Raw genomic sequence first — 18,810 nt, forward strand, 5'->3', positions numbered from 1 at the left:
TATTTGATGACTTGTTAATAACTGCCACCATCCAACGTCAAACTACGCCCGCCATCAACCGCGATAATCTCGCCAGTCACATAACTTGCGCCAGCCAAATAGAGCACGCAATGGGCAATGTCAGCTGGTTTGCCTATTCTTTGCATAGGAATAGAGTCGATAATGCTGTGTTGTTGCTCATTATCAAGCGCTTGGTCGCTATCAGTCTCAGGTAAAATATTTACCCCAGGGGCAACACCATTGACGCGCACATCAGGTGCCATATCGAGTGCGAGAGATTGTACCATCATCCGATGTGCAGCCTTTGCCATATTGTAGACGGTATAAGTGCTGAATGGCTTATTATGCGCATGGATATCGAGTAGGCTAATGATGCAACCTTGCCGTACTTTCAGATACGGATATAATGCTTGGCTTAATAGTAAGGGCGCTTTTGCATTGGTCAAAAACAATTCGTCCCATTGTGCTTTTTCGATACTACCAAGCGCACTCGGATAAAACCGTGAAGCATTATGTACTAGCACATCGAGCTGACCAAAACTTCCTATGATATTTTCAATAAACTGGCTAAGAGCCGAGCTGTCATTAACGATTGCCAAATCAGCGACGATTACCACGGCACTATCGGCTCGATTTTCATTGAGCTCATCGGCTAGGGCATTGGCTTCTTGCTCACTATGATGACAATGGATAATGACACGGTAGCCTTGATAGTGTGCGGCACGAATAATAGCGGCACCAATACGCCTGGCGCTGCCAGTCACCAGCATCACTGGTGCAACGGTATTTTCTGCTAGAGAGGTGTTAATTTTTTGATTCATAGTTAAGTTTTAGTAGACATTTGAGAGTGATTTTTAAGCCATCTTTTCAGAGGGTATTAAAGACATATCGTGCGCTTGTAAGTGTTCAATTCTGGCTTGTCGCAATGCGGCACCAATCGCTGGACCTTTAAGGTCTGACTCGATATCTTTGACACCGATAGCATGGAAGCTGCCTAAGGATAGCATCATCTCACGGTGCTGAGAGGCGAGCTGTAACACGTGGCTGGTCACTAGCAGTTGCGAGAGCTTATCAGGCTCTTTATGGGCGCTACAGGATTGGATAAGGTCTATTTTTTCACTCGCGCTAAGCTCATTTATACGTTTTAATTTTTCGCCTTGCTGCACGAATAAAGTCGCAAACTGAGTTTGAGCTTTTGGTACTTTAGCGGCGTTGCCTATTTCAGTAATAGCTTTTGTGGCAGGCATCGTTTCACTGGGTGTTAAACCAAATAACGCTGGATTAAGACTGGACAGTAATAACGCCCAGCGTTGTGATAAGTTCAATTGCATTTGACCCGCGAAATACAGCGCGGTCTGTACCGTCTCTCGTATGTGACCATTAGCGCTCCACGTTTGATGTAAGGGCGCAAAGTATTCTGTTAAAGCATCTATTTCGAACAGCTGCTGCCAGTATACCTGAGGAGAGACCTGCATCATTGCGCGGCTCGATTCTTGCCAAATGCGCTCACTACTCAAATGTGACAGTTCGCCCGAGCTGACCAACTGGCGCATTAATGCCAAGGTCTCATCAGCAATCGTAAAGCCTAAGTCATAATAACGCCCATAAAAGCGCGCCGTTCTAAGCACTCGTAATGGGTCTTCGTTAAAAGCGCTGGAGACATGGCGTAGGGTTTTGCTTTTTATGTCACTCAGTCCACCATAATAATCGACTACTTCGCCACTGATAGGAGTGTCGTCAGTGAGGCTCGTGACTTCGATTGCCATGGCATTGACGGTTAAGTCGCGTCGTTGCAAATCTTCCAACAGCGTCACTTCAGGGCTGGCATGGACACTAAAGCCCTGATAGCCTCGTCCTTGCTTGCGTTCGGTACGTGCTAGCGCATACTCTTCATGACTGGTAGGATGCAAAAACACAGGGAAATCTGCGCCGACTTGTTGAAATCCAGCAGCAATCATCTCTGCTACAGTAGCGCCAACGACAACGAAGTCTTTGTCTTTAATAGGACGATCTAGCAATCGATCACGTACTGCGCCGCCGACGAGATAAACTTGCATAATAGTTCCTATTTATTGACTTAATTGACACTAGTGAAAGGGTGATTGACAAAAAAAACCAGTCAGCGCTTTTAATAAAGCACTGACTGGTTTTAGTATAGCAGACCATCTCCATAAATAAATTACAGTGATGGTGTTAATAACACACTCATACTATCGCTGAGCTTCGTTTTCTAAATCCTGAGCTTCAGTAACAGTCAGTGCAGTCATGTTGACGATACCACGTGCTGTCGCTGATGGCGTCAAAATATGCACCGGCTTATTGGTACCTAATAGGATAGGGCCGATAGAAGCACTGCCAGTTGCGGTTTTAAGCAGGTTGAAAGCGATGTTTGATGCATCAAGTGTTGGTAAGATGAGCAAGTTCGCTGCACCTTTTAACGGGCTTGATGGCATGTCGTTTAGACGGATATGCTCATTCAGCGCGGCGTCACCTTGCATTTCGCCTTCGAATTCAAAGTCGACATTCATATTGGTTAGTAGCTCATGAACCTTACGCATTTTGACAGCGCTGGCACGATTTGAAGCACCAAAGTTAGCATGAGAAACTAGCGCGACACGTGGCGTGATACCAAAACGACGTAACTGATCAGTTGCCAAGACCGTCATTTCAGCCAACTGTTCAGCCGTTGGATCTTCGTGGATATAGGTATCAGCGATAAAGATATTACGATCTTGCATCAATACGGCATTCATCGCATAAAAGTCGTTCATACCTTCTTTTTTACCAATGACGCTTTCAACGTATTTTAGATGCAATTGATAATGGCCAAATGTACCACATACCATGCCATCTGCCGCACAATTTTCGACTAGCAAAGAACCAATCAGAGTCGTCTTACGGCGAACATCACGACGAGCAAGCTCAATGCTTACACCGCGGCGTTTGTTCTTCTCGTAGTAGCCCTGCCAGTAGTCTTTGTAGCGAGGATCGTCATCAACGTTGACGATGGTAATATTCTCGCCATCTTTTAGACGTAGGCCCAGTTTTTTGATATTGGTTTCAATAACTGAAGGGCGACCAACCAAGATAGGTTGTGCTAGCTTCTCATCCACGACGACTTGCACAGCGAGCAAGATATTGTTGTCTTCACCTTCACAATACACAATACGTTTTGGATCAGCTTTGGCACGAGCAAAGATTGGCTTCATCACAAACGCTGAGTTATAAACAAACTCAGACAGACGCTGACGATATGCTTGCATGTCATCGATAGGTAGTGTGGCAACGCCTGAATCCATTGCTGCTTTGGCGACAGCAGAGGCAATCTCAATGATTAGATTTGGCTCTAGAGGGCCTGGGATTAAGTAGTCACGACCAAAACTCTGCATCTTTTCGATGTTTCTAGCGCTGGTAGTTGGAGTAGCTTCAACATGTGCCATTGCAGCGATTGCTTTTACGCAGGCGACTTTCATCTCTTCATTGACGGTCGTTGCGCCAACATCCAATGCACCGCGGAAGATATACGGGAAGCATAGCGCATTGTTTACTTGGTTTGGATAGTCTGAACGACCAGTTGCCATGATGACGTCTGGACGTACCGCATGAGCCAATTCTGGCATGATTTCAGGTGTTGGGTTGGCAAGTGCAAAGACAATAGGGTCTTTTGCCATACGGCGTACCATATCTTCTGATAGTGTACCTGGCATTGATAGGCCTAGGAACATATCAACATTATCCATGACTTCTTCAATAGCAGTGGCCGTGATATCACGAGCATAGCGCTGTTTGGTTTCGTCAAGGTTTTCACGGCTAGTACTGATAATACCGCGTGAATCTGAAACAATAATGTTGTTCTTATTAACACCAAGGGCGCAAATGATATCTAAGCAAGAAATGGCTGCTGCGCCCGCGCCTGAACAAACAATTTTAATCTCTTCAATTTTTTTGCCAGTAATCAACAGAGCGTTTAGCATGGCAGCGGCAACAATGATTGAGGTGCCATGTTGATCGTCATGGAATACGGGAATGTTCATGCGCTTACGCAATTCACGTTCGATTTTGAAACATTCTGGTGCTTTGATATCTTCTAGATTGATACCGCCAAATGTTGGCTCAAGAGAAGCGACGGCTTCAATGAATTTGTCTGGATCGTTTTGGGCAATTTCAATATCAAAAACATCAATACCCGCAAACTTTTTGAACAGAACCCCTTTACCTTCCATCACTGGTTTTGATGCCAACGGGCCGATATTACCTAAACCTAGTACGGCAGTACCATTGGTGATGACACCGACCAAGTTGCTACGCGCTGTATATTTGGCTGCTAACGCTGGATCTCTTTGAATTTCAAGACACGGTACAGCAACACCTGGAGAGTAGGCAAGTGCTAGATCGCGTTGGTTGGCCAATTGCTTGGTAGGGGTAACTGAGATTTTACCTGGTCTTGGAAACTCATGGTAATGGAGGGCAGCTTGTTCAAACTGCTCTTTTTCCGTATTAGGGTTATCCGTATTCAAAGTGATATCGTCATTCATAATAATTGCCATGGTTGGAATAAATTGGAATAGATTAAATGGTGATAAAAAACTAACGCCGAACCCTCAAAAAACCATGAGATATGATAAGAAGAGGGCACAGTTACACTAAAAAAGGTAATGATCGATAAAAAGGTAATGATTGGCGCTTAGATTGCAGCGAAAAAAGCAATTTTGCAAAATAGTTATTCTAGCACTATTGACAATTCGCGCCTAGTCAATAGCCGTGAATTGTCCGAACAATATAATAAAATGATATTCATTATTTAGCTGGTTGATAATGCCAAAGAACAGAGCCAAATATCAACCTTAATTTTACAATGTTTTAAAATACTATCGAACAGTAGATGTATTAAGACGAGCAGCTAATGGGCATTTGCGGTGCGTGAGGTGCAGGCGGCGCACTATCTAAATCGGTAGCGATAGCTTGGACATCATAAGGATTGGCAAGTAGCTCGAATACACGATTAACTTCCTCGAATTGACCTTGTTCAGCGGCGGTAATGGCACGCTGAGCCATGCTGTTACGCAATACATAAGCAGGATTGTTCGCTTGCATGTCATTGAACGCTTGTTCCATAGACAAGGGCTGTAATTGCGCCAGATAACGTGCTGACCAGTCTTGCCAAACTTTATTTGCTTCGTCGTTGAGCTCTGCCGCCATGGTAGACAGTAGCTGCTGCTCATAAGGATAATCGTTTGGCGCTACGAGAGCCAATAATGCCCGGAAGCTATTGGTATAGTCGAGTAAATTGTCTTCGAGAAAAATGAGCCATTCAAAGGCCAACATTAAGCTTTCTTTTGCATGCGGCAATCCAAGTTTACGGCATAGCCCCTGCTGATAGTGCTGCATAAAGGTCGCCTCGTAAGATGCCAAACAGTCAGCCAGCGTTTCACGTGTTACTCCCTCTAAGCGCATGAAATGTGGTAGCCAAGTATTTAGATTCCAATGTCCGATAGCGGGCTGATTCTGATAAGCGTAACGCCCAGTATGGTCTGAGTGATTGTTAATCCATGCAGGATTGAAGCGCTCCATAAAGCCAAACGGCCCAAAGTCCAAGGTACTGCCCGTGATAGATAAGTTATCTGTATTCATCACGCCATGGGCGAAGCCAATCAGCTGCCAGTCGGCAATCATCCGCGCGGTACGCTCAACCACTGCGGTCAAAAACGCCAATACTGGAGTCTCGCTTTGGCGACACTTTGGATAGTAAGTGTCAATCATATAGTCAGTAAACTCACTGAGTAAATCAGGGGCGAAGCTGGCAATCCACTCGACATGACCCAAGCGAATGTGACTGTCAGCCACGCGCATCAATGCCGCACCAGCTTCTATGCGCTCACGGCGTACTCTGGTATCAGAGACCACAAATCCTAAAGCGTTAGAGGAGGGAATACCCAATTGCGTAAGCGCATGACCGCATAAATATTCACGAATAGTACTGCGTAGTACAGCGCGTCCATCACCCATCCGCGAGTAGGGCGTCAGGCCAGCACCTTTAAGATGTAAGTCTTGTGGTTGGTCGTTATTACCGAGCACTTGTGCCATGAGTAAGCCGCGCCCATCACCCAATTGACCAGCCCATTGCCCGAACTGATGACCCGCATAAGCCATGGCTAACGGTTCAAAATCTGCTGGCAGGTATTGACCACCGAGTATCTCAACCCAGCGTGCCATTAAGTCTTCATCGTCTGCCCAGCCCAATTGCTGTGCCACCTGCATATTGAAGTGACCAATCCGTGGATTGTCTAGTGGCGTAGGAGGCTGTTTATGATAAAGACGTGTGTCTAGATTGACGTAGGTGTTTTGATAGCGCATGCAAGGCTTTCCCATCGAATGATATAATCGAATTATAAATTAAGTGACTTATTTGAGTGACTTGCTTACTATAGCATAGCCTTACCATTGCAGCGTTTCACTCTGTCCATCTCTTGTAATCTGCGCCTCTCAAGACTGTCTAATGAATCCTGTTGGATTTTATAAACCTCATAAATAAGTGCTATGAATAAACGTTAGATAAAAAAATCCCTCTATCTATTACAGATAAAGGGAAGGAAAAAAGTCAAAATAGAAAAGTCAGATTACTGTTAACGTTTAAGCCGCTTTGGCGTTATGACCAATAGAGCGAAATGCCGTCTTTAAATTGCTATTATGCTCAAGGATTTTTTGTTCAATCTTGGCATAGTCATTTTTCAGTATATCTTCAGCTTCATGCAAGCGATCTGCAAACTCTGTCTTTTTCATCTCAATAGTCTTGGCTTTTAGTGCCTGCCATTCTTCTACTGTCTGGGTGAACGCATCAAATTCAAACTTAATACGATCTTGGAAGCTCTTCATTGCATGAGGTAGATCAATGCCGCCAACGGTTGCTGTATCAATTTTTTGTTGTGCTGCCTTAAACTGCATTTGCACTTCAGCATGCTTGATGGTCGTGTCATCTACTGTACGTAGATCTGTTGTCAGACCCAGCTTCGATAAACCTACAATCAACCATTTGGTTGGATCATACTGCCACCATTTCACGCCATTACGATAATCGTATTGGAAGAAGTGATGATAGTTATGATAACCCTCACCCCATGTAAATATGGCCAAGAAGAAGTTATCACGGGCTGTATTAGTATCCGTATAAGGACGGCTACCAAACATGTGGCATAACGAGTTGATAAAGAACGTAAAGTGATGCGTCAATACTAAGCGTAGCAAACCAGCTATAACCAGCGTACCCCAGACATCACCCAATAACCAACCAATAGCAGCGACCATACCAACGTTCAAGGCAACGACCCATAGACCGTAGTATTTATGCTGAATCTGTAACGTTCTGTCTTTGGTCAAGTCAGGAATGTTTTTATAGTCAAACTTGCCGCTAGGGTAGTTGCGTAGCATCCAACCAATATGGCTGAACCAAAAACCGCGTTTTGCTGAATATGGATCATCCAAACGATCGTCTACATGGCGATGGTGAGTACGATGGCCAGACACCCAGTCAAACGCAGAGCCTTGCACCGCTAGGGTTGAGCCAAGCAACAAGAAGTTTTTGACAATTGGATGCGCTTTATAAGCACGATGCGCCAATAGACGATGGTAACCGGTTGTGATGCTCATGCCCGTCCATACCATAAAGGCACCAAATACGCCCCAAACAGGCGCGCTCAGGTCATGCGTAAATAAATACCATGGCGTAATAATGGCGGCAGCAATTGGTGTAGCTACCAAGATAGTCGCTGGAATCCAGTTGATCGGCGCTTTTGTGAACTCAAACTCACGCATATCAATGCTTTGCTCTTCTGTAGAAACGTCAGTTTGTGCAGAATCTGTCGCATAGTTGCGTTTTGCTACAGGTTGCTCATCAAAAGCAGCTTGCGCCTTTTTTTCGTCAAAACGAGTTTTAAAACGCGTTACTTGAGTGCTGGCAGTTTTTACAAGCGTGTCGCCAGATTTGATAGCGAAACGTAAGCCTTTAAGCGGTAAGCCAAGTGCTTTTTTTGCAATCATATAATATCCCTAACGGTATTAATTTAAGACACCATAGTACCTTAAAAACCAAGTAAAGTGAACACTTATACACTATAAAAATATTGCTAAATAACAATAACTTGTATCGATTATGGTATTCATTGCTGTAAATAACCGGTGACTTATCAGGCATAGCGTAAAAGTGTAAGTAGCACGACAGATATGTAGGGGGTGTGAGGTTTTTTCAAGAGGGGTGTCGGACCGTTAGTGTACCAATAGGTGGGTCGGAAAATCCGTAATAATCACATCAACCTGCCACATTATTAGTGATTTAATGGTATCGATGTCGTTGACCGTCCACGCACTAACAGGTAAACCATAACGATGGCTGTTTTTAATGACGGACTGGGTTAGGAGCGGGTAGTGGATACCCAGTCGACTACAGCCCAGTTGCAATGCGGTATTGGGCGCCGTTGCCAAGGCGTCAGGTGTGCGAATAAGCAAGCCGCGTGGGGTATGCATCAATAGCGGATGACGTTGCAAGCGAGTATGCAGCTCGACATCAAAGCTAGTAAGGACAATAGGTAAGCTGGCAAGTGGCGTGTCAATGAGGTTGCGTGCTAGTGCGTTAAACAACTGCCTATAATTGGTACGCTCATGGGTTTTTATCTCAAGCTCTATATAGCGAAAATTGGTCAGTACATCATAAGCGCACGCTAAAGTCATGACTGGATATCCATACTGCCGATAGCGTTTAATCTCAGCGAGCGTTAACTGGTCGATATGCGATTGCTGACCACACATGCGTTCTAAGTTATCGTCATGGAACACAACCAGTTGTCCATCAGCACTTAGCTGAACATCAAACTCAACCCCCGCTAAACCCCGTGCTTGTAAATGCTGTGCATGCTCAAAACCTGCCAAGGTGTTTTCGACTGCTTCACCGCGTGCACCGCGATGACCGAGCAAAAGCGTGTTGTTAAGATTTATCATAATGAGGAACTGTCGGCTATTTTTACGAGTAATGATATAGCGTCCAACCAACAGAATCTAACGAAATTTGCAAAATAGTTTTTGCTCAGGCGTTGCCTTAGAGAGTAGCAATATAAAAAATAAGTATGTGTCTAATAGATACTGCAAAGAAGGTTTTTAATCATCTTTGCTACTGCTTAATTATCATCAAAATTCTGTATTGATTATATAAGTATGTATTTGTTATGTTTTTGCAACCAAACGCGGCTTTTGGGTACAATGTTGGACATTATTTGTACAGTAGGGAGTTACACTAATGACCATCCTATTCAAACACCGTATAATAATCTGATTTTCAAATCTATCGCGGCAAATGTTGCGATCTGAATGTCAAATACCGTCCATCGCAGGCGGTAAGCATTAGTAAATTGGGAGTAAATTGAGTATGAGCGTAGCAAAAAGCAAGTGGATCAAATGGCAGCACGTTGCGGGTATTAGTCTGATATGTGGTTTGGCCGTGACAGGTTGTGATCGCTCAGATAAGGACGATAGCGCTGAAACGACAGCAGCAACGGCAGATCAACCAGTGACTGACGATAACGTAATCGCTCCTGCCGTCAGTTGTGATGATCCGCTGGTACAAGACCGCTTGAAATCCACGCTGAAAAATACGCTCAATCAGCAAGCCCAAACGTTGGCTGCCAATTATGCCAATGAGGCAGAAATCAGTCTAAACGGTGGTGTTGTCACTGACAAAATCAATGGCATTATTATCGATGTGCAAAATGCTGCAATCTTACAAGAAGCCAATAACAATGGTATGACGACTTGTCAGGCAAGCGTTAGTATGACTTTGCCAAGCGAAGATTTATATCAAGCAAGTCAAGTACAAGCAGCTGGTAACCAACCAAGCTTGCAGTCTCGATTAGCGCAAAACAATATTCGTATCAATAATAATATGCTCGTTGACGACGCTTTTACGTATGTCGTCGGTACTCAAGGTGGTCAAGTTCGTACCCGTATTGCTGGACAACCGGCACTACTGACTGTCGTGGCAGATGTGATGGCAGGCTCGGTGTTTAAGTCAGCGGTGGATGAGCAGCGCGCCAAACGTGCCGCTCAACAGGCTGAAAGTCGCCGTGACGCTGCACAGAACAATAACAACGATCAATCAGCGCCAACCCGTCAGCCAAGAGTAGTGACGCCAACCGCCCCTGTTCGTCCAGTAGAGCCTGCTACGCCGCCGACCATTAATAATCCAAGCAGTAGCCAAAGCAACAGTCAGAGTAGCGCTACAGAAAACAACCAAGCCGCCGCGGCAAGTGCTGACGCCAAAAAGCCGGCAACACAAACAACGCCAAAGTTAGTGCCTAATGATGACAGCATTGATATGGTCATCGTCGAAGATGATAGCGCTACATATTAAGTCATCAAGACGAAGCAGTTGCTAATAGCATCTTAAAAAAGCCCGCAACTTTTACGCTGCGGGCTTTTCTGTATGAGCTATTGGCTTATCGATAGGGTGGCATATAGCCTCATATCGCTGTGCTGTGCTATGAGTGATTATTTATCATTGGTGAAATTTTGCAAGATTTGACTGTCCCACAGCACTTCAGAGACTTGGGCAGGATCGGTGCAAAAACGCGCCGCGACGAATAACCAATCAGACAATCGATTTATAAAGCTAATCGCAGTACCGCGAATGGCTGGTGGACGTTGTTGCTGTAAGAGTACCGCTTGGCGCTCAGCACGGCGACAAACGGTACGCGCTATATGCAGCTGACTGACTAATAGTGAGCCTGTCGGTAGAATAAAGTCCTTTAACGGTGGTAAGGTCGTGTTCATCGCGTCAATCTGTTGCTCCAACCATTCGATATGAGTGGCATTGACACCTTCATATTCTGGCATGGCCAACTCGCCACCGATATTAAATAATAAATGCTGAATAATGACTAAGGCTTGAGCAAAGTCTAATTCTTTTTGCTGCTGTAAGCGTTCAGGCAACTGCTGTTGGTTTGCGTTTTCATCATTATGGGCAGCTTGTGCCAAGTGCGCGCGTACCAGACCGATGTGTGAGTTGAGCTCATCGATATCACCCATCACGCTAAATAGGTTGTCGGCTTTACTCACGCGGCTGCCATCTGCCATACCGGTACTACCATCATCTCCGGTGCGTGTATATATTTTGCTTAATCGATTGCCCATTATTATTCCTTATTTTTTAAACAGTTATTTATAGTTGAATTTCATGTCTTTGTATCACTCAGTGTTATCATCAAGTATTGATGTCTAAGGCGACCATTGTAGTATTTTATGGCTATTTTCGCTAAGATACCTGTTTTTAAGACAAAACAACCATAAAATAGTGAGTTGGCCGTTACGCTAAAGACGTCTAATAAACTATTTTTATACATTTTATCAAGTACATTTCTATCAAAAGGCTACTTCATTATGACCACACCTCTTGCCAAAGCCAGACTTGGTCTTACAAATTATGACTCATTAACTGCTAGTAAGCAGTATTTTGAACCGCTTGATGCAGGGAAAGTGGGCATGTATGTGTGTGGAATGACGATATATGATTATTGTCATATTGGTCATGCGCGAATTATGGTCGCTTATGATGTCATTTCGCGTTGGTTACGCCAATTGGGCTATGAAGTGAATTATGTACGTAATATCACTGACATTGATGACAAGATTATTAATCGTGCCGCAGAGAATAATGAACCTATTAATGAGTTGACCGAGCGTTTTATCACAGCTATGCATGATGATGAGCTGGCATTAGGGTGCATACCTCCTAATCAAGAGCCTCGTGCTACTGACTATATTGATGAGATGCAGGATATTATTGAAACGCTAGTCGCGGGTAGCTATGCGTATGCTGGTAATAAGGGCGATGTCTATTACGCGGTCGATAGCTTTGCTGGTTATGGTAAATTATCTAAGCGCAATTTAGATGAAATGCAGGCAGGCTCGCGAGTAGAAGTTGAAAATGATAAGCGCAATCCGTTTGATTTTGTCTTATGGAAAGCGGCAAAACCTGGTGAGCCCCAGTGGGCGTCACCGTGGGGCCAAGGACGTCCAGGTTGGCATATTGAATGCTCGGCGATGTCGACCAAATGCCTAGGCAATACCTTTGATATCCATGGCGGTGGTCATGACCTACAGTTTCCACACCATGAAAACGAGATTGCGCAATCTGAGGCCAGTACTGGCTGCAAATACGCGCGCAATTGGATGCATGTCGGCTTTATCAATGTCGATGGTGAAAAGATGTCTAAGTCTTTGGGTAATTTCTTCACTATTCGCGATGTGATGGCAAAATACCATTCTGAAACCGTGCGTTATTTTCTGTTATCCAGTCATTATCGCAGTCAAGTAAACTTTTCAGATGTAGCCTTAGATGAAGCACATAATAGCCTAAGTAGATTATATAATACCCTAAAGATTGCTGAACAGCAAAAGGGACAAACTTTAGAAATTAACGAACATCTAATTAATGATGCTTATTCAAGTGATGCTGGATATTTTTTCATTCAGGCAATGAATGATGATTTTAATACTTCAGCGGCTACTAGTGTGCTATTTGGGCTGGCACGTGATATTAATAAAGCTATTAAGTCAGAGGAAGTGGACAAGGCGTGGCAATGGGCGCAGCAGCTCAAAGCCTTGGCACAGGTATTGAATATACTGCAGCAACCAGTGTCACAGTTCTTACAAGCAGTCGCCGGTGATCAAGCAGATGACGGATTAACTGATGCGGTTATTGATGGTCTAATCATTGAGCGAGCAGAGGCTAAAGCCAATAAAGATTTTACGCGTGCCGATGAGGTGCGTGAGCAATTAAAAGCGGCAGGCATTGAGCTTGAAGACAGCCGTGCTGGTACGACTTGGCGCCGTGCCTAATGCTGTGCTTAATAGTGCTTTGCTCAATATAGATGCTATCAACCATAAAATACGTCAACTAGGGCGTGTCCTCAATTCAACCGATAGCGCTCTAAATGGGCTAAAAGTGGTTAGATCTTGCCAAACGTCGTCAATTAGCTAGGTCATATCTCGATATTATCTGCGCTATTTTCCTTGTTTGACTGCAATTTACCTCACTTTTATCCTCATTTTTAAAATGAGGACACGCCCTAATAAATTAAGTCAGCATTGCGCTGGCTTTTTTTTGTAGACTGCATTAGGTTAGAAACACACTGAGGCCAAGATTTCTCTTATGCAAAATTTCCTTCATTCTCTAGACACTACACACGTTAACCACGTCAATGATAAACCTAACACTATTTACGATGTTGGTGGCAGTGCTGTGCGCCATCATAGTAGACTGACACTTTTACTCAGCATGCTGGTCATGGTATGTAGTGTGTTTTATCTTCCTGCGACGGCGGCTACCAACCACGATACGGCCGTCGAAAATCAAAACGATGCACAAAATACTGTGCTTTCGAAGCCAGAAAACTTGGCGGATTACACGACACAGAAAATTGAACAGTTGAAAAAAGAAGGCATTAGTGTCTCGGAGATTGCAGATGAAGTTGTCAATCCTTTAGACAAGGATGCAGTGCAGCAAGCAGGCGTAATGCAAGGAGATACGGGTCTCACTGGTGATTATAACGAAAGCTATTATTCTTTAAACAAACTAAATGCAGGCTTGCCACCGCTCGCTGAGCCACCGAATTTATCCACGCCGCTTGCCACCTTAGAGTTTTTTCAGTCAGCCGTCATGAAGCAGCAGTATGATTTGGCTGCTTATGCGCTCAATATGAATTTGATTGATGGTAAGTTGCAGCGTAGTCGGGCGATAGATCTGGCCAAACAACTTGATTTTTTGTTGATTGAAAAAAAGCTCTATGTTTTTGATGAATTGCCAGATCGTCCTGACGGTTTGATTGAGCCACCGCTTGGTAGCACGAACAGTATTCAAGGCATTCCTAGACGCTCTATTCAGCTTGGTTACATTGATTATCGTGAGCGCCGTGTACCCATACATTTAGAGCGTGTGCGCATTGATGATAGTGCGCCTTTTTGGATATTTTCTGCCCAAACGGTTGGTAATATCGATAACCTCTATGAGCAATATCATCCTGCAAAATTCGAGCGTTATTTACCGGCGTGGACAAAATTACAGTTATTTAGTATCGCCATCTGGGAGTTTTTAGCATTACTTATCTTCTTCTCTTTTACCATGGGCGTAGGCTGGTTACTCAGTAAAAGTGCTGGCAAGCTTCTCAATTGGTATGTCAAAGATAAAGCCGGCAATCGGCTGAGTACGGTTCACCACAATAGCGTGGAAGATTTGGTCAATAAGCTGACAGTACCGCTAACCTTTACCATCAGCTTCTCATCGGTATTTACCTTGGTATCGGGCGGCTTTCCTTACTTGGATGCAGTCGCTTCCTCGACACGTCCGATTATTTGGATTGGATTGGTCTTTAGCGCCATGTGGCTCGGTATACGTGTTATCAACTTTTTTGCCAACCGCTATCAAGATATGCAGATTGAAAACCTAGGAGAGGAGCAGTTTGACAAAGTGCGCCGTCGTCGCACTTATGTCTCGATATTTCGCCGCGTCTTCGTATTTGTCATGGTGTTGGGCAGTATTTGGATAGGTCTGAGTGAGTTTGCCAACATGGAAGGCTTTGGTAAAACCTTACTGACTTCGGCTGGCATTGCTGGCGTGGTCATTGGTATCGCCGCTCAACCAATACTGGGTAACATCATTGCTGGAGTACAGGTAGCAGTGACCCAGCCCGTACGAATTGGCGATAGTGTGATAATGGATGGCAATTTTAGTACCGTTGAAGACCTGCGTTACACTTATGCGGTACTAAAAACATGGGACGAACGTCGATTAATCGTGCCGATGCGCGAATTGATCACCGAAATGGTAGAGAACTGGTCGCATACAGAAGTGCATCAGACCTGTCCTGTGTTCTTATATATCGATTACGGCGCAGATATTGATGCCATTCGCCAGCAGTTTATTTCGGTGGTGAAAGACAATAAGCTTTGGGACAACAAGACTGAGCCTGAAATATTTGTCGTTGAGGTGACTGAAAAGACCATTCAACTGCGCGGCGCTGTTTCAGCGATAGGCCCTGTAGAAGCATGGACACTGGCCTGTGAGATACGTGAGCAGATGCTTGATTATTTGTACCGTGAACAAAAGCACTATTTACCAGCTGAGCACCTTGTATTGAGACAAAAGTAGTCAATGTCTATTGGTTTGACGCTTAAAAAAATTGAATGTACAGCGTCACTATCGATAGACAGCTGTGAGTAAAACCCACTGACAAATATAACATGCGATTTGCTTGCTTATTTGTTATAATATGGCGTTATTTTTAAGGGATAACTGAGCGATTAAAGATAAGGCTGCGCAGTATTTGCGTTTTCTTACCACTGATAAATCAATAGCAGTTTTCTAGTGTCTTTATTTGATGACAAATAATGTTTGATTATAAATAACGACTGGTACATTGCTTATTATCTAAAGCTCTATGATTCAAAGCCTTTAACAAATAAGGGTTGAACGTCGTAAAGTCATAATGGTGATCTTGATTGATTGTCTTAATGCGAAAATCCCACCCATCAAAATAACCACCACTAGGGGTCTGTATGTTACGAATTGTCGATGAAGCCTTCACCTTTGATGACGTTTTATTGTTACCAGCCTACTCTGAAATCTTGCCAAAATCTGCCGATCTGTCCACACGTTTGACCAAAAGTATCACACTGAATCTGCCGCTAATCTCGGCTGCTATGGATACCGTCACCGAATCTGAAATGGCTATCACCATGGCACAGCTGGGTGGTTTGGGTATCTTGCATAAGAGCATGGATATCGATAAGCAGGCCACCCAAGTACGCCGCGTCAAAAAATTCGAAGCAGGAACGGTAGTCGATCCTATCACTGTGCATCCTGAAATGACGATTGGTGAATTATTAAGATTGACCCAAAGCAACAATATCTCAGGTGTGCCTGTGGTAGAGAAGGGCACGGATAAAGTCGTCGGTATCGTCACACATCGTGACTGGCGTTTTGAGACCAATCTGTCATTACCAGTTAGCCATATTATGACGCCAAAAGAGCAGCTAGTCACCGTGCAAGAAGGTGAGAGCAATGAAAATATCAAAAAATTGCTGCATGAGCACCGTATCGAAAAAGTGATCGTGATTGATGAAGACTTTCGTCTGCGCGGTCTGATTACGGTCAATGACTTTGCCAAAGCTGAAAACAACCCAAATGCTTGTAAAGATGAGCAAGGCCGCTTACGTGTCGGCGCTGCTGTCGGTACGGGTGCAGATACGCAAGCGCGCGTTGAAGCATTGATTGCAGCTGATGTCGATATTATCGTGGTCGATACGGCACATGGTCATTCAAAGGGCGTGATCGAAAAAGTCTCTTGGATCAAGAAAAATTTCCCTCATGTGCAAGTTATCGGTGGCAACATCGCTACCGGTGATGCAGCTTTAGCGTTACGTGATGCGGGCGCTGATGCGGTAAAAGTTGGTATCGGTCCTGGCTCTATCTGTACCACACGTATTATCGCAGGTATTGGTGTACCACAAATCTCAGCCATTGATAATGTGGCCAGCGCCCTGAAAGACAGTATCCCATTGATTGCTGATGGTGGTATTCGCTTCTCAGGTGACATGGCAAAAGCCATCGCAGCTGGTGCTTCTTGTATCATGGTCGGCTCATTAATGGCTGGTACTGAAGAAGCACCAGGCGAAGTTGAGCTGTTCCAAGGTCGTTATTATAAAGCGTATCGCGGTATGGGTAGCTTAGGTGCGATGTCAGGTCAGAATGGCTCATCAGATCGTTATTTCCAAGATGCCAAAGATGGCGTAGAAAAACTGGTTCCAGAAGGCATCGAAGGTCGTGTTCCTTATAAAGGACCAGTAGCAGGTATCGTGAATCAATTGGTAGGCGGTTTACGTTCATCAATGGGCTATACTGGCTGTGCAACTATCGAAGATATGCGTACCAAACCACAGTTCATTAAGGTGACGTCTGCGGGCATGAAAGAGTCGCATGTGCATGATGTGCAAATCACCAAAGAAGCACCGAACTATCGAGTGGATTAATTAAAACGCTTTAGTCCTAATAACTTCTTAACCCTAATAACTTTTTAGTCCTAAGAACGTCGATAGTCACTGACAGACAGTATGACAGTGACATCAGGATACAAACAGTCAACAATGCCTCGTCATTGTTGGCTGTTTTTTTTGTAAAATACACCAATAGATTATAATAACTATTGCCTTGCCTGCGCGTACGTCTGGCGTTTCATTTTTAGAATTGAGGAACATTTGTAATGAGCTACTTTGGCACTGATGGTATTCGTGGAAAATTTGGTGAGTTACCGATCACCCCTGATTTTATTCTAAAGTTAGGTTATGTGACTGGACTGGTGCTCATAGAAAACAATGACAATCCTAGCCGTAAGCCGAGCGTGGTCATTGGTAAAGATACTCGTCTCTCAGGCTATGTGATCGAAGGGGCGCTACAGGCCGGTTTTAATGCAGCAGGGGTCGATGTAAACATGCTTGGCCCATTACCAACGCCAGCTATCGCTCACTTAACTCGCAGCTTTCATGCAGATGCAGGCGTCGTTATCTCAGCATCTCATAATCCATACTATGACAACGGCATTAAGTTTTTTTCAGCTGACGGTAAAAAGCTGACCGATGAGATGCAAACGGCGATTAATGACAAATTAAAAGCCATTATGAGCGACTCTAATGGCAGCGATGTGCTCATGCCTATTCTTGATCCAGCACAATTGGGTAAAAATAACCGAATTAATGATGCTAAAGGTCGCTATATTGAATTCTGTAAAGGCAGCTTCCCTTATCAGTACGACTTAGCTCACTTAACAATCGTTGTCGATTGTGCCAATGGCGCAGGCTATAGCGTTGCTCCAAGAGTCATGCGTGAGCTCGGTGCCAACGTGATTGCTATCAATAATACGCCAGACGGTATCAATATCAATGCTGACTGCGGCTCGACCCATCCAGAGAGCTTGCAAAAAGCCGTACTTGAGCACGAAGCGGATGTCGGTATTGCCTTAGATGGTGACGGTGATCGTATCGTGATGGTCGATGAGATGGGTAAACTGGTCGATGGCGATGGCATTTTATACGTGCTTGCCACCCAAGGCAAAACGCCTGCGGTAGGAGTGGTTGGTACGCTCATGACTAACATGGGTCTAGAGTTGGCATTGAAAGAGGCAGGTATTGCCTTTACTCGTGCAAAAGTAGGCGATCGTTATGTCATGCAAGAGCTTGCCGCTCACGACTGGATACTAGGTGGTGAACCATCTGGGCATATATTATGCTTAGACAAGAGCCGTACGGGCGATGCGATCATTGCAAGCTTACAAGTATTGGCCGTTATGCAAGCGCAAAATAAAGCTCTAAGTGACCTTACAGAGGGCTTTGAAGTACTGCCACAGAAGCTGGTCAATGTACGCTTATCTACCATGCAAGATCCTTTTGAGCATAAAGAGTTAGTCACCGCTTTTGATAAAGCACGTGCTACTCTAGAGGGTCGTGGTCGTCTTTTGATTCGTCAGTCGGGCACTGAGCCGATGATTCGAGTGATGGTCGAGTCAGATGATGAGATAGAGTGTGATGTGATGGCCAATGATTTGGCTGAGCAGATTAAGGCAGTATTGGGCTAGGGCGCGTCTTCAATTCACTCGATAGTCATCTGAATGGGCTAAAAATGGCTAAATCTTGCCAAACATCGTCAAATAGCTGGTTAATATCCCGATATTATCTGCGCTATTTTTCTTGTTTGACCTGAGACTGCCAAGGCACACAGGG

Annotated in this window: 12 protein-coding genes; 5 read left to right on the plus strand and 7 right to left on the minus strand. The window is 44.4% G+C overall.

From position 1 onward, the window contains the following. Positions 1 to 14 precede the first annotated feature (14 nt). The 6 genes from RH96_RS08340 to RH96_RS08365 form a co-directional block, all read right to left on the minus strand. On the minus strand, positions 15 to 821 hold the full coding sequence (locus tag RH96_RS08340) for a pteridine reductase (protein WP_010199746.1): 807 nt from the start codon (positions 819 to 821) through the stop codon (positions 15 to 17). Between the two features lie 33 nt (positions 822 to 854). Then, positions 855 to 2,057: a tRNA nucleotidyltransferase gene (locus RH96_RS08345; protein WP_010199747.1), complete on the minus strand. Its 1,203-nt coding sequence runs from the start codon at positions 2,055 to 2,057 to the stop codon at positions 855 to 857. Between the two features lie 153 nt (positions 2,058 to 2,210). Beyond that, positions 2,211 to 4,535: an NADP-dependent malic enzyme gene (locus RH96_RS08350; protein ID WP_010199748.1), complete on the minus strand. Its 2,325-nt coding sequence runs from the start codon at positions 4,533 to 4,535 to the stop codon at positions 2,211 to 2,213. A 352-nt stretch (positions 4,536 to 4,887) separates the two neighbouring features. Further along, positions 4,888 to 6,354 (minus strand): protein adenylyltransferase SelO, encoded by a 1,467-nt coding sequence (locus RH96_RS08355; RefSeq protein WP_010199749.1) that lies wholly within the window; start codon positions 6,352 to 6,354, stop codon positions 4,888 to 4,890. A gap of 276 nt (positions 6,355 to 6,630) precedes the next feature. Continuing rightward, entirely contained in the window at positions 6,631 to 7,809 is a 1,179-nt protein-coding gene (locus RH96_RS08360) for an acyl-CoA desaturase (RefSeq protein ID WP_026037238.1), read from the minus strand. A gap of 450 nt (positions 7,810 to 8,259) precedes the next feature. Beyond that, complete coding sequence (locus tag RH96_RS08365) at positions 8,260 to 8,988, minus strand: glycerophosphodiester phosphodiesterase (RefSeq protein ID WP_010199753.1); 729 nt, start codon at positions 8,986 to 8,988, stop codon at positions 8,260 to 8,262. A 424-nt stretch (positions 8,989 to 9,412) separates the two neighbouring features. Here RH96_RS08365 and RH96_RS08370 point away from each other — a divergent pair, with 424 nt between their 5' ends. Then, the gene (locus RH96_RS08370) at positions 9,413 to 10,393 is read left to right on the plus strand and encodes a hypothetical protein (RefSeq protein ID WP_010199755.1); all 981 of its coding nucleotides are present in this window, start codon (positions 9,413 to 9,415) and stop codon (positions 10,391 to 10,393) included. 137 nt (positions 10,394 to 10,530) lie between these two features. Here RH96_RS08370 and RH96_RS08375 read toward each other — a convergent pair whose 3' ends face one another. Further along, positions 10,531 to 11,172: a cob(I)yrinic acid a,c-diamide adenosyltransferase gene (locus RH96_RS08375; RefSeq protein ID WP_010199758.1), complete on the minus strand. Its 642-nt coding sequence runs from the start codon at positions 11,170 to 11,172 to the stop codon at positions 10,531 to 10,533. Between the two features lie 246 nt (positions 11,173 to 11,418). Here RH96_RS08375 and cysS point away from each other — a divergent pair, with 246 nt between their 5' ends. The 4 genes from cysS to glmM all read left to right on the plus strand — a co-directional run bounded on the left by cysS (position 11,419) and on the right by glmM (position 18,665). Continuing rightward, complete coding sequence (cysS, locus tag RH96_RS08380; protein ID WP_010199760.1) at positions 11,419 to 12,879, plus strand: cysteine--tRNA ligase; 1,461 nt, start codon at positions 11,419 to 11,421, stop codon at positions 12,877 to 12,879. A 313-nt stretch (positions 12,880 to 13,192) separates the two neighbouring features. Next, the gene (locus tag RH96_RS08385; protein ID WP_010199762.1) at positions 13,193 to 15,187 is read left to right on the plus strand and encodes a mechanosensitive ion channel family protein; all 1,995 of its coding nucleotides are present in this window, start codon (positions 13,193 to 13,195) and stop codon (positions 15,185 to 15,187) included. 407 nt (positions 15,188 to 15,594) lie between these two features. Next, positions 15,595 to 17,067 carry an IMP dehydrogenase gene (gene guaB / locus RH96_RS08390; RefSeq protein WP_010199763.1) on the plus strand — a complete coding sequence of 491 codons (1,473 nt, stop codon included), beginning with the start codon at positions 15,595 to 15,597 and terminating at the stop codon, positions 17,065 to 17,067. Positions 17,068 to 17,297: 230 nt separating this feature from the next. Next, positions 17,298 to 18,665 carry a phosphoglucosamine mutase gene (glmM, locus tag RH96_RS08395; protein WP_010199765.1) on the plus strand — a complete coding sequence of 456 codons (1,368 nt, stop codon included), beginning with the start codon at positions 17,298 to 17,300 and terminating at the stop codon, positions 18,663 to 18,665. The last annotated feature ends 145 nt before the right edge of the window (positions 18,666 to 18,810 follow it).

It is taken from the genome of Psychrobacter sp. PAMC 21119 (assembly GCF_000247495.1).
Lineage (GTDB): Bacteria > Pseudomonadota > Gammaproteobacteria > Pseudomonadales > Moraxellaceae > Psychrobacter > Psychrobacter glaciei.